This window comes from Pseudomonas sp. (genome assembly GCF_026224925.1).
In the GTDB taxonomy this organism is placed as follows: Bacteria; Pseudomonadota; Gammaproteobacteria; order Pseudomonadales; family Pseudomonadaceae; genus Aquipseudomonas.
Genome location: NZ_JAMFRV010000665.1, coordinates 1 through 12,330 on the forward strand (window position 1 = coordinate 1; position 12,330 = coordinate 12,330).

At 54.6% G+C, this 12,330-nt stretch carries 14 protein-coding genes; 6 read left to right on the plus strand and 8 right to left on the minus strand.

Translation table 11 applies throughout. The features are described 5' to 3' along the window. The first annotated feature begins 13 nt into the window (after window positions 1–13). Complete coding sequence (locus tag M0974_RS27640) at window positions 14–694, plus strand: lipoate--protein ligase family protein (protein ID WP_297844738.1); 681 nt, start codon at window positions 14–16, stop codon at window positions 692–694. 14 nt (window positions 695–708) lie between these two features. Here the strand turns inward: M0974_RS27640 and crp are convergent, their stop codons facing one another. Then, window positions 709–1,353: a cAMP-activated global transcriptional regulator CRP gene (crp, locus tag M0974_RS27645; RefSeq protein WP_297844703.1), complete on the minus strand. Its 645-nt coding sequence runs from the start codon at window positions 1,351–1,353 to the stop codon at window positions 709–711. 209 nt (window positions 1,354–1,562) lie between these two features. Here crp and M0974_RS27650 point away from each other — a divergent pair, with 209 nt between their 5' ends. Both M0974_RS27650 and speD read left to right on the plus strand, forming a co-directional pair. After that, a complete protein-coding gene (locus M0974_RS27650) occupies window positions 1,563–1,985 on the plus strand; it encodes an OsmC family protein (RefSeq protein ID WP_297844707.1) in 423 nt (140 codons plus the stop codon). 239 nt (window positions 1,986–2,224) lie between these two features. Then, the gene (speD, locus tag M0974_RS27655) at window positions 2,225–3,022 is read left to right on the plus strand and encodes an adenosylmethionine decarboxylase (protein ID WP_297844709.1); all 798 of its coding nucleotides are present in this window, start codon (window positions 2,225–2,227) and stop codon (window positions 3,020–3,022) included. Window positions 3,023–3,091: 69 nt separating this feature from the next. Here speD and coq7 read toward each other — a convergent pair whose 3' ends face one another. The 5 genes from coq7 to hemJ all read right to left on the minus strand — a co-directional run bounded on the left by coq7 (window position 3,092) and on the right by hemJ (window position 6,540). Beyond that, window positions 3,092–3,739: a 2-polyprenyl-3-methyl-6-methoxy-1,4-benzoquinone monooxygenase gene (gene coq7, locus M0974_RS27660; protein ID WP_297844711.1), complete on the minus strand. Its 648-nt coding sequence runs from the start codon at window positions 3,737–3,739 to the stop codon at window positions 3,092–3,094. A gap of 124 nt (window positions 3,740–3,863) precedes the next feature. Next, window positions 3,864–4,202 carry a histidine triad nucleotide-binding protein gene (locus M0974_RS27665; protein WP_297844714.1) on the minus strand — a complete coding sequence of 113 codons (339 nt, stop codon included), beginning with the start codon at window positions 4,200–4,202 and terminating at the stop codon, window positions 3,864–3,866. A 64-nt stretch (window positions 4,203–4,266) separates the two neighbouring features. Continuing rightward, complete coding sequence (locus M0974_RS27670) at window positions 4,267–5,055, minus strand: SDR family oxidoreductase (protein WP_297844715.1); 789 nt, start codon at window positions 5,053–5,055, stop codon at window positions 4,267–4,269. 63 nt (window positions 5,056–5,118) lie between these two features. Beyond that, window positions 5,119–6,018 (minus strand): DUF805 domain-containing protein, encoded by a 900-nt coding sequence (locus tag M0974_RS27675; RefSeq protein WP_297844719.1) that lies wholly within the window; start codon window positions 6,016–6,018, stop codon window positions 5,119–5,121. A gap of 93 nt (window positions 6,019–6,111) precedes the next feature. Further along, window positions 6,112–6,540, minus strand: coding sequence for a protoporphyrinogen oxidase HemJ (hemJ, locus tag M0974_RS27680; protein WP_297844723.1), 429 nt, complete (start codon window positions 6,538–6,540; stop codon window positions 6,112–6,114). A gap of 138 nt (window positions 6,541–6,678) precedes the next feature. Between hemJ and argC the strand changes: the two genes are divergently transcribed. Next, on the plus strand, window positions 6,679–7,713 hold the full coding sequence (gene argC / locus M0974_RS27685; RefSeq protein ID WP_297844726.1) for an N-acetyl-gamma-glutamyl-phosphate reductase: 1,035 nt from the start codon (window positions 6,679–6,681) through the stop codon (window positions 7,711–7,713). A 160-nt stretch (window positions 7,714–7,873) separates the two neighbouring features. Continuing rightward, window positions 7,874–8,224 (plus strand): iron-sulfur cluster insertion protein ErpA, encoded by a 351-nt coding sequence (erpA, locus tag M0974_RS27690; protein WP_297844729.1) that lies wholly within the window; start codon window positions 7,874–7,876, stop codon window positions 8,222–8,224. A gap of 69 nt (window positions 8,225–8,293) precedes the next feature. Here erpA and M0974_RS27695 read toward each other — a convergent pair whose 3' ends face one another. Then, a complete protein-coding gene (locus M0974_RS27695; protein ID WP_297844732.1) occupies window positions 8,294–9,397 on the minus strand; it encodes an anhydro-N-acetylmuramic acid kinase in 1,104 nt (367 codons plus the stop codon). Between the two features lie 3 nt (window positions 9,398–9,400). Beyond that, window positions 9,401–10,831: a peptidoglycan DD-metalloendopeptidase family protein gene (locus tag M0974_RS27700; protein WP_297844741.1), complete on the minus strand. Its 1,431-nt coding sequence runs from the start codon at window positions 10,829–10,831 to the stop codon at window positions 9,401–9,403. 211 nt (window positions 10,832–11,042) lie between these two features. Between M0974_RS27700 and tyrS the strand changes: the two genes are divergently transcribed. Then, the gene (tyrS, locus tag M0974_RS27705; protein WP_297844735.1) at window positions 11,043–12,242 is read left to right on the plus strand and encodes a tyrosine--tRNA ligase; all 1,200 of its coding nucleotides are present in this window, start codon (window positions 11,043–11,045) and stop codon (window positions 12,240–12,242) included. Window positions 12,243–12,330 lie beyond the last annotated feature (88 nt).

Consider the following 12,330-nt stretch of genomic DNA (forward strand, 5'->3'; position numbering starts at 1 on the left):
GCTAACCCCCATCATGCCAACCACCGTCGCCGAAGGCCTTGCAGCCGAACAGAACCTGCTTGCGTCAGTCTGCGCCGGTGAGGCTGAATTTGGTTTGCTGTTTTGGCGACCAACTGATCGAGCGCTAGTGATGCCGCGTCGCATGAGCCGCCTTGCCGGTTTTGACCAGGCAACCGAAGCCTTGGCGGCTATCGGCTGGCCGATACTGCTGCGTGAAAGCGGCGGTGAACCGGTTCCGCAATCGCACGCAACAGTGAATATTGCGCTGGTGTATGCCCAGCCGCGCAGTGACAACGATCGCGATCGAATCGAAAACGCCTACGTCCGTTTGTGCCAGCCAATCTGCGACGTGCTGATCGATTTGGGCGGCGCGGCTAGCGTTGGGGAGGTCGAGGGTGCGTTTTGTGATGGACGCTTCAACGTCAATCTCGATGGTCGTAAAATGGTCGGCACCGCTCAACGCTGGCGACAAAGTCAGGGTGAGCAGCGCCCGGTGGTGTTGGCGCACGGCGCGTTGCTGCTCGATAACGAGCGCGAAGAGATGGTCGCCGCAGTCAATCTGTTCAACCAGATATGCAAACAGCCGCAGCGAGTGCGGGCCGACAGTCATGTAGCACTGCACGAAGCCTACCCAGCGCCCGGTGTACTGGAGCAACTGGCCGCACGCTATCGGAAAATGCTCGACGCGTTTTAATCCCCTTAGTGCAATTAGCGTGTACCGAACACCACCATGGTTTTACCTTTGACGTGTACCAGGTTCTGTTCTTGCAGGGCCTTGAGTACACGGCCAACCATCTCTCGTGAGCAACCTACTATTCGCCCAATTTCCTGACGGGTAATCTTGATTTGCATGCCGTCGGGGTGGGTCATGGCATCCGGCTGCTTGCACAGGTCCAACAAGCTGCGGGCTACTCGTCCGGTCACATCGAGAAACGCCAGGTCGCCGACTTTGCGTGTGGTATTGCGCAGACGCTCAGCCATTTGGCCGCCGATGGCGTACAGAATGTCTGGCTCTTGCTGCGTCACTTCACGGAATTTGCTGTAGCTGATCTCAGCCACTTCGCACTCTGTCTTGGTACGTACGCCGGCACTGCGCTCGATTGCCTGTCCAACTTGATCAAACAGTCCCAGTTCACCGAAGAAATCTCCAGCATTGAGATACGCCACGATCATCTCTCGGCCTTCTTCATCCTCAATCAGAACCGTCACGGAACCCTTGATGATAAAGAACAGCGAGTCAGAGCGATCGCCCGCGCAGATGATGTTGCTTTTAGCTGCGTAGCGATGGCGCTGACAATAGGTGAGGAGTTTGTCGAGATTCTTGATCTTGGATGTAAAGGTTATAGCGACCATGCAGGTATCCCGAAAAGAGTGCTACGCCACGAGGCATCCTAATTAGGTATCGGCTGCGCAGGTGATTTGCCGCAGCTTATCAGGACAGACTGCTGAAAATTAGGAAATTTCCTACGCCTTTATTTCGAATTGGCATTTAGAGGCAGGTCCAGCGAAAGGGCGGCCCTGTGCTAAGCTGGCGACCCTTTTTTAGCAGTGGAGTCTTGGCGATGAAGGCACGCATTCAATGGGCTGGCGAAGCCATGTTCCTCGGTGAATCCGGCAGCGGTCATGTGGTGGTGATGGACGGCGCGCCTGAGAGCGGCGGTCGTAACCTGGGCGCTCGTCCCATGGAAATGGTGCTGATCGGCTTGGGTGGCTGCAGCAATTTCGACGTGGTCAGCATCTTGAAGAAATCACGTCAGCCAATCGAAAGCTGCGAAGCCTTTCTGGAAGCCGAGCGTGCAAGCGAAGATCCAAAGGTGTTCACCAAGATTCATCTGCATTTCGTGGTCAAGGGCCGTGGCTTGAAAGACGCTCAGGTCAAGCGTGCTATTGAGCTGTCGGCGGAGAAGTATTGCTCTGCATCGATCATGCTCGGCAACGCTGGCGTAGAGATTACCCACGACTACGAAATCATCGAACTGGGCTGAACGGACACCCAAATTTCATAAAAGCGGCGCAGACTCTGGCAGACGGCTTGTTAGGTCTGCATAATGCGCCCCTTTTTCAGGGTAAGGCCCGGTTATTCAGGGCTACAATTGCGCCCGAACAGACAACCAAAATCGCCACCGCGAAGAGGTGTTAACCGTCCTACGCAGATGAGCCGTTCTTATCTGACGGGCATGCTTGATTACGCGGCTCGACCGCACAAACAAAGAGAGTTTTATCGGTGAAAAGCAAACTCAAGCTCCACGGGTTCAATAACCTGACAAAGACCTTGAGCTTCAACATCTATGACATCTGCTATGCGGAAACTCCGCAAGACCAGCAGGCTTACGTCGAGTACATCAATCGCGAGTACGACGCCGAACGCCTGACGCAGATTCTGACTGATGTGGTTGATATCATTGGCGCGAACATTTTGAACATCGCCCGCCAGGATTACGACCCACAAGGCGCCAGCGTGACCATTCTGATCTCCGAGCAGCCGGTGACACCTACCGACAGCCAGATCGAAGAGTCGCCGGGTCCGCTGCCAAAAGAAACTATTTTGGCTCACCTCGACAAAAGCCACATCACGGTGCACACCTATCCGGAAATTCACCCGGTGGATGGCATCGCGACGTTCCGCGTCGATATCGATGTGTCGACCTGTGGGGTGATCTCACCGCTTAAAGCGCTTAACTATCTGATTCACCAATTCGATTCAGACATCGTTACTGTGGATTATCGCGTGCGTGGTTTCACCCGTGACGTTGAAGGTAAAAAGCACTTCATCGACCACGAGATCAACTCAGTTCAGAACTACCTTTCTGAGGACACGCGTTCGGCCTATCAAATGATGGACGTGAACGTGTACCAAGAAAACATGTTCCACACCAAGATGCTGCTCAAGAACTTCGAACTGGATAACTATCTGTTCGGCGACGCGACCAGCAACTTGTCCGCGCAACAGCGTGATCAGGTGACCGAACGTGTGAAGCACGAAATGCTGGAGATTTTCTACGCACGGAACATGCAGGGCTAAGCAGTACCGTTCTGTAGCACATAAAAAAGGCGCCCATGGAGGCGCCTTTTTTACGTCGATCTGCCGGGATCAGATTCGATATGTACTTTTGGTCATGACCTTGGCCAGCAAACTCATGCCGAATTTGACCGGTCTTGGGAAGCGGAATCCGCCAGCTTCCAGTGCGCTTGCGGCGTGATGTTCTTCATCTGTGCGCATTTGTTCAAGAATGGCCCGAGACTTTTCGTCTTCCATAGGCAACTCCTGCAAATGTTCGTTCAAGTGTTTGCAAACTTGATCTTCGGTGGCCGCTACAAAACCGAGGCTGACTTTGTCACTGATCAAGCCAGCAACTGCGCCTATGCCAAACGACATCCCGTAAAATAGCGGGTTGAGCACGCTGGTATGACTGCCTAACTGGCGAATGCGTTGTTCGCACCACACCAGATGGTCAATCTCTTCTTCAGCTGCGTGTTCCATGGCTGCGCGTACTTTGGGCAGTTTGGCGGTCAACGCCTGGCCTTGATACAGCGCTTGCGCGCAGACTTCGCCGGTGTGGTTGATACGCATCAAGCCTGCAACGTGCCGAGTATCGGCGTCGCTCATTTTGACGTCCGGCTGAACAATGGCCGGAGAAGGACGATAGGGTTGTACGCTGAAGGGCAGCAATGTGCGCATTGCAGCATCGGCTTGCAGTAAAAGACGGTCAACAGGGGTGTAGTGACGTTCGGTAGCCATGGGCACCTCCGGATAAATCCACGGTGGCCAGTTTACCCGAATCGGCCGGGCGCGGCTTGAGCTGGATCAGTCCGCCAAGTCTGCGGATGCGGACGCGGCGGACATAAGTCATTGAAAACCTGTATTAGCCCGGCGGCCAATGCATCTGACGTTGACCCAATACGTGCATGTGAATGTGATAAACGGTCTGACCGCCTAGCTCATTACAGTTCATCGTGACCCGAAAGCCCTCGTCGCACCCCAGCTCTTTGGCCAGACGTTGCGCAGTGAACAAGATATGGCCCAGCAGGCCTTTGTCTTCTTCAGTGACATCGTTGAGGGTGCGGATCGCTTTTTTCGGTATCACCAGAAAATGCACCGGCGCTTGTGGGGCAATGTCATGAAAAGCCAGCACTTGATCGTCTTCGTAGATGATCTTCGCCGGTATCTCTCTGTTGATGATCTTGGTGAACAGAGTCTCCACAGCTATTTCTCCGTGTGAATAAGTGTTTGAGTGTAATGAGGTCGCGGGACCACGCACAGCGCTATTAGCGCGGACAGTGTGCCTTGTTGGCAGCGCCGGCGAGTTTGCGTATTACCCAGCGTGGGGTCAGGCGCGGGCTGAACGCCAATAATTTGTTGCGAAAACCAGGGATGATAATCGCCCGATTTTTTGCCAGGGCGCGGACGGTATACAGCGCAACCTCTTCGGGGCTCATCATCCTGTTGCCATCGGCCAGCTTACCCAGCTCTAGCTGAGCGGTTTTGAAAAACTCGGTACGCGTGGGACCTGGGCATAGCACTGATATCTTAACGCCGGTTTTTTTCAACTCTTCACGCAATCCTTCGGAGAAGCTCAGGACATATGCTTTGCTCGCGTGATAGCTGGTCATCCACGGGCCCGGACGGAAGGCGGCGATTGAGGCAACGTTCAGTATCTGCCCGCCACCCTGTGTCGCCATTGTGTTGCCAACAGAATGGCACAGCCGGGTGAGGGCCAAAATGTTCACATCAATCAAGTCCTGGTCCACACCCCACTCTTGAGCGAGAAACGGGCCGCACGTGCCGATACCGGCGCAATTCACCAGTAGGTCGATCTGTCGTTCGCCGTCTTCCAGCTCCAAAAGAAATCCTGAGAGTCGCAGCGGTTCGCCTAAGTCGCAGGCGCGAAACAACACTTCTACGCCGAAGCGTTGTGTCAGCTCGATGGCGATGCTTTCCAGCACTTCCCGTTGGCGAGCGACCAGAATCAGGCTGCGACCACGGCGCGCCAACGCTTCGGCCATGGCCAGGCCGATACCACTGGAGGCACCAGTAATCAGAGCGTAACGGGTCATGCACTATCTCCAGGCGGCGGGCTCTTGATCCAGGACGCTGTAAGTCGCTGGTGAGCCTGCGCGTTATTCGTCTTTATAGTCTACAGAGGGCGAGGCGCTATCGGCGGGTTGCGAAGTGTCGCTGTCATTATCGTTATCGAATGGCAGGGTATTTTCATACTCATTGGCAGTTGTCTGGACTTCGTCCTCGAAGACGCCGAGGCCGCCGCCGAAATAGCCAACCATGCCGAGTGCAACGATGAGCAGCCACATGCAGGCCAGCACCTTCACGGCCCTGCTGTTTGGCGGTTGTGGTGAGCCGTACTGATTCGGTCCCGTGTTGCCGGGAACGACCACCATCAAGATCGGGAACAAAGAGCCCACGACAGGCACAAGGTTGAGCAGTAGAAGCCAGGCCGACCAGCCCGCATCGTGTAACCGCTGGGCACCTATTTGTACACTGACGATAAAAAAGCCCACCACAGCGATCGTTGCAAACAATCCCCCGGCGATCAGGGAGCTGGTCATCAGCGCTGCGCAGGTTCCTGCGAAAATACTGGCCGCAACCATCAGCACCAAGGACCAGGCCAAATAGCGCAGCCGGCCGATCCGTCCCTGGACAGTAAAGACTTTCAATTCGGCAAACTCTGGTGTTGTCGGGGCAACTGCCGCGTTCGGCGGCGCATAAGGCGAAGACTCTGTGCGGTATGAAGCCGGATGATGAATTTCATCCAGGCTCAACACGACAGGCGGGTCGACTTCAATAGCGGCCTCAACCCCTGCCTCGTGCAGTGCATCCAGATAATGCAGGGCCTGCTCATGGGACAGCCCACGCTTGAGCGCGACCGGAGTGCCGTTGAACAATTTCCCGACTACGGATGCATCACTTTTGAACAGCTGCGCAAGGTTTAGCTTGGCGGTTTCGATCTCGACACCGTTGCGCAGCTGCCCTGCGAAGACAATCTTGAAGTGAGTTTCGGCCATGCTTGGCTTCCTTGTCTGGGATGCGCGTGGGGTCTTTACGCTGCCGTCAATGGGAGTGTCAGTGGCATGACATTACTCCCATTGAACTGCCTATTAGAACGGCCGGACCACCACCAGGATCACAATAGCCAGCAATATCAACACGGGGATTTCGTTGAACCAGCGGTAGTACACGTGACTGCGGCCGTTTTCGCCTCGGGCGAAGCGTTTCACCTGAGCGCCGCACACGTGGTGATAGCCGATCAACAAAAACACCAGCGCAAGTTTGGCATGCATCCAGTGTTGGCTGAAATAGCCACTAGGGTTAAGGCTGATCAACCAGATGCCAAACACCAATGTCGCGACCATTGCCGGGCCCATGATGCCTCGGTACAGCTTGCGTTCCATGACACAGAAACGCTCACGGCTGACGGCGTCTTCACTCAATGAGTGATAAACGAACAACCTCGGCAGATAAAACAGCCCAGCGAACCAGCAAACGATCGAAACGATGTGAAAGGCTTTCAGCCATAGATAGAGCATATTTTAGGTATTCCAAGGTTCACGGTGGCACAAATAGTAGTGGCATGTGCGTCCTTACGTCACGTTCGCGGTTGTCGCATACGCATAACGCCCATATCATCGTCGGCTTTCCAGTAGGTTCGTTGAAGGGGCAGATTTATGGTCAAGGTCGGAATCGTCGGCGGCACGGGTTACACCGGGGTCGAGCTGCTGCGTCTGTTGGCACAGCATCCACAAGCCGAGGTGGTAGTTATCACCTCTCGCTCTGAGGCGGGGTTGCCTGTAGCCGATCTCTACCCAAATCTGCGAGGCCACTACGACGGCCTGACCTTCAGCGTTCCGGATGTTGCGACGTTAGGCGCCTGCGACGTGGTGTTCTTCTCGACACCGCACGGGGTTGCTCACGCGCTGGCTGGCGAACTGCTGAATGCCGGTACCAAAGTCATCGACCTGTCTGCAGACTTCCGTTTGCAGGACGCTGACGAGTGGGCCAAGTGGTACGGCCAGCCTCATGGCGCACCTGAATTGCTGGAAGAAGCGGTTTACGGGCTGCCTGAGGTGAATCGCGAGCGGATCAAAACCGCACGTTTGATCGCTGTACCTGGCTGCTATCCAACTGCGACGCAATTGGGTTTCCTGCCATTGCTTGAAGCGGGCTTGGCTGATAACTCGCGGTTGATCGCCGACTGTAAGTCTGGCGTAAGCGGCGCGGGCCGTGGTTTGAGTGTTGGGTCTTTGTACGCCGAGGCCAGCGAAAGCTTCAAAGCTTATGCCGTTAAAGGGCACCGTCATCTCCCTGAAATTACCCAGGGTTTGCGGCGTGCGGCGGGTGGCGATGTCGCTTTGACCTTCGTGCCACACCTGACGCCAATGATTCGCGGCATTCACTCAACCCTTTACGCCACCGTGGTGGATAAGTCGGTTGATCTGCAGGCGCTGTTTGAAAAGCGCTATGCCAACGAGCCGTTTGTTGACGTGATGCCAGCTGGCAGCCATCCGGAAACCCGCAGTGTGCGGGGCGCCAACGTCTGCCGTATTGCTGTGCATCGTCCACAGGGTGGCGATTTGGTGGTGGTGTTGTCGGTTATCGACAATCTGGTGAAAGGTGCTTCAGGCCAAGCTGTTCAGAACATGAACATCATGTTCGGCCTGGATGAGCGGCTGGGTCTTTCCCATGCGGCCATGTTGCCTTAAGGGCCGCGGCAACCTACAAGCTGCGAGTGATCGGCTTTGTCTTGCAGCTTGTCGCTTGCAGCATGAAGCTGTTCCTACAATAGTTGACCAATTTACTAGGACAAGCGGATAATGCGCGTCATTACGCATTGTTGCGGCCTAGTGCCGGGAGATAATTAGCATGAGCGTCGAAACCTTTACTCCAACGGCGATGGAATTCACCCACGGTGCCGCGCACAAGGTGAAGACTCTGGTCGATGAAGAGGGCAATGATCGCCTGAAACTGCGCGTATTCGTAACTGGTGGTGGCTGTTCAGGTTTCCAGTATGGCTTCACTTTCGATGAAGACATTGCTGATGACGACACCATCATTGAACGTGACGGTGTCAGCCTTGTAGTCGACCCAATGAGCTTCCAGTACCTGGCAGGCGCAGAAGTGGATTATCAGGAAGGCTTGGAAGGATCCCGCTTTGTGATCAAAAACCCGAATGCGTCCACTACCTGTGGTTGCGGGTCTTCATTCTCAGTCTGATATTTCGGATTGGGATGCAGGGTTTTTAGAAAATGCGCCGCACTCCCGTGCGGCGTTTTGCTATGTGCGTCAGGCTGGGTAGATAGCGCCAAGTACGCGTAAGCCCCGAGCACCGGTCACCGTTGGCCGGTTAGCGGGCACACCCTCCAGGCAGCAATGCGCCAACCAGGCGAAGGCCATTGCCTCGACCCAGTCTGGGTCGACACCGTACAGCGCTGTGCTGCTGACTTTTGTGTTTGGCAATAAAGCGGCGAGTCTAGCCATCAACGTTGCGTTATGCGCACCCCCTCCGCAGATCAACAATTCATCCGTGACGGCTTGGGCGATCTGCAGCGACTGGGTAATCGTCAGCGCAGTCAGTTCCGTCAGCGTTGCCTGAATGTTTTCCGGCGGGAAGCTTGGCAGTTGAAACAAGTGGTGTTGCAGCCAGCTCAAGTTGAATACTTCACGGCCGGTACTTTTTGGACCTTGGGTCAGAAAGAACGGATCGCTGAGCAGGGAGTGCAGTAAGGCAGGCTCTACCTGTCCGCTTGCGGCCCAAGCGCCGTCCTGATCGTAATTTTGGCCGAGCTGAGTTTGTATCCATGCATCAATCAAGACGTTGCCCGGCCCACAATCAAATCCTGCCACCGGCCTGTCGGGCTCGATCAGGCTCAGGTTGCTGAAGCCGCCGATGTTGAGTACAGCCCGGTGGTCTTGCGGTGTGCCGAGGGGTTTATCGAAGAGAGCTTCATGGAACGCCGGAACCAAGGGCGCCCCTTGTCCACCTGCGGCGACATCCCTGCGGCGGAAGTCGCTGACGACCGTAATTTCAGTCAGCTCAGCGAGTAGGGCAGGGTTGCCTATCTGAATGGTGAATCCGCGGGCTGGTTCATGCCGAATGGTTTGGCCATGACTGCCGATAGCGCGTATCTCACCGGGAGAGCGATGCTCCTGTTCAAGTAGCGCAAGTACGCCCTGGGCCGCCAAACGTACCCATTTTTGCTCGGCGATTGCCGCACGAGCAAGTTCGTCCGGGCCACTGGCGCACAAACCCAATAGCTCGGCGCGCAAGTCATCCGGCATGGGGATGTAGTGTGTTGCCACCAAGGTGGGCTTGTCGCCCTGCTCGACAAGAGCGATATCCAGTCCATCGAGGCTGGTTCCTGACATCACACCTATATAGAAAGCCATTTTTTACCTCTTGCTGGAGGCCAGCATGGTGGCCTTTTCTTGGTCCATGCGCGCCATCAATGGCTGACTTAGCTGCAGGAATCGTTGTTTTTCAGCTTTGGCAATTGGATCGGCCATTGGCAGCTTCTGACCCAAGGGGTCGACATGAACGCCGTTGACCTGAAATTCATAGTGCAAATGCGGGCCCGTTGACAGGCCTGTAGTACCAATATAGCCAATTATCTGGCCTTGCTTAACGGTACTGCCAGTCTGTATGCCTTTGGCGAACCCTTGCATGTGACCGTAAAGCGTTCGGTAAGTATCCCCGTGTTGCAAAATAACGGTATTGCCGTAGCCGCCTTTACGTCCGGCCAGCAATACCTTGCCATCACCGGTGGCCTTGATCGGAGTGCCACGCGGCGCGGCGTAATCGACGCCTTGGTGAGCGCGGATCTTGTTCAGAATCGGATGCTTGCGGCCCATGGAAAACAGGGAGCTGATGCGGGCGAAATCCACCGGAGTGCGGATGAATGCCTTGCGCATACTATTGCCTTCAGCCGTGTAGTAATTGGTATTGCCTTGTTTATTGGTGTAACGGATCGCGGAGTAGCTCTTGCCGCGGTTCGTAAATCTGGCTGATACGATATTACCTGTACCGACCGTCTTGCCGTTTATAACTTTCTGTTCATACACGACATCGAACTCATCACCCTGACGAATATCTTGGGCGAAATCGATGTCGTAGCCAAAGATGCTGGCCATGTCCATGGTCATGCTATGGGACAGGCCGGCGCGTTGGGCAGAAAGAGACAGGGAGCTACTAATGACGCCATGCGCATAAGCGGTGCGTACGTTTGGCTTGGTGATTTCTCGATTGAATGCATAGCCTTTGTCGGTCTTGGAAAGGCTGATGCTCTCAAGATCGCTGACATTGCTGTGCAATTGCTTGAGCTGTCCGTCGGGGGAGAGTTCAAATTGCAGTATCTGTCCGTGTTTGAGTTGGCTAAATTGCTTGGCTTGTTTATCGCTGGCTAGAACGTCGTGGACGGTACCGGCAGGGAGGCCGACCTTCTCAAACAAGGTCGATAAGGTATCGCCCTTGGAGACCACAACTTCTTTGTGATTTGGGTTCTTGGCAGTAGTGGGAACAGTGGGCTCTGCTGCTCTAGGTTCCGTGGTTGCGGTTTCCTGTGAGTTGTCGGCACTGTTTTCTATTTGGGCGAAGGGCGAAGCGGTTGTTTCAGGTGTGGCCTGAAGCGGATCTTGAGCGTCTTGTTGTTCAGTCAGTTGGTCGGCAGATGTTTCGAGGTCGCGGTTTAAAGTGGTTTTTTTGGCTTCCACGTCGCTCGACGGGAAAACCAGAAGCGCCAGGCTTAGCAGCGCGGCGATGCCGCTGGCAGCTAAAAGGTGGCTCTTCGGATAAAGCGGGGGCGCTTTAGGCGGTGTGTTGATCATAGGTAGTTTTGACTTTGAAGAGGTGAATTGGAAAAGATGAATGACATGATGAAGATTAAATAACTGTATAAAATATAACCAAATCATGCTCGAAGCAACCCTGCGAATGGATGAGATCCCTATTCGTCAGCAGGTGCTGGGCAAAACTTGTAATTGAACACTGATCTTGTATGGTTGGTGCCCATTTGAAACGAGCTAAAACGGGGCGGACATGAAATCGGTTGAAGAGCAGCTGGCGCTAATCAAGCGCGGTGCGGATGAACTCCTGGTCGAGTCCGAACTGGTAGAAAAGCTTAAGCGTGGTCAGCCATTGCGAATCAAGGCCGGGTTCGACCCGACTGCCCCTGATCTGCATTTGGGTCATACCGTGCTTATTAATAAGCTGCGCCAATTCCAGGAGCTGGGCCATCAGGTCATTTTCCTGATTGGTGACTTCACTGGCATGATCGGCGACCCGAGCGGCAAAAGTGCTACGCGTCCTCCGCTGACGCGTGAGCAGGTGTTGTCTAACGCCGAAACCTATAAAACCCAGGTCTTTAAGATCCTTGATCCAGCCAAAACCGAGGTGGCATTCAACTCCACCTGGATGGATCAGATGAGTTCTGCTGACTTCATCCGCTTGTCTTCGCAATACACGGTGGCGCGGATGCTTGAGCGGGATGACTTCCATAAGCGTTATTCGACCAATCAGCCGATCGCTATCCATGAGTTCATGTATCCGCTGGTTCAGGGTTATGACTCGGTAGCGCTGCGCGCCGATGTGGAACTGGGTGGTACCGATCAGAAATTCAATCTGCTGATGGGGCGTGAGTTGCAGCGTGCGTACGGGCAAGAAGCCCAATGCATTCTGACAATGCCTTTGTTGGAAGGGCTGGATGGCGTGAAGAAGATGTCCAAATCCCTGGGTAACTATGTGGGGATACAGGAAGCGCCAGGCATCATGTACAGCAAGCTGGTGTCGATCCCGGATGCGCTGATGTGGCGTTACTTCGAGTTGTTGAGCTTTCTGTCCATGGATGAGATCAATGCCTTTAAGGCTGATGTCGCAGCCGGTTCGAATCCGCGTGATATCAAGATCAAGCTGGCGGAAGAAATTGTTGCGCGGTTCCACGGTGAAGAGGCGGCTGCCTCGGCCCATCGTTCGGCGGGTAACCGCATGAAGGAAGGTGAGCTTCCTGATGATCTGCCTGAGATCAGCATTGTCGGTGTCGAAGACATGCCTATTGGTGCTGTCCTTAATAAGGCAGGACTGGTCAAGAACTCTGCGGTTGCGCGAGACCTGTTGGCTTCGGGCGGTGTGCGTATAGATGGTGAGGTTGTGGATCGTGGGTTTGTCTTCAAGCTCGGCGCCACCCACGTTTGCCAGGCTGGCAAGAAGGCTTTCGGGCGAATTACGCTTAATTTGGAATAAGCGTCGATTAAGCCTTGACGTAACTTTTTCTGGGCCTATAATTCGCACCTCTTCCGGAGCAGATGAAACGGAAACTCCTTGGTAATCA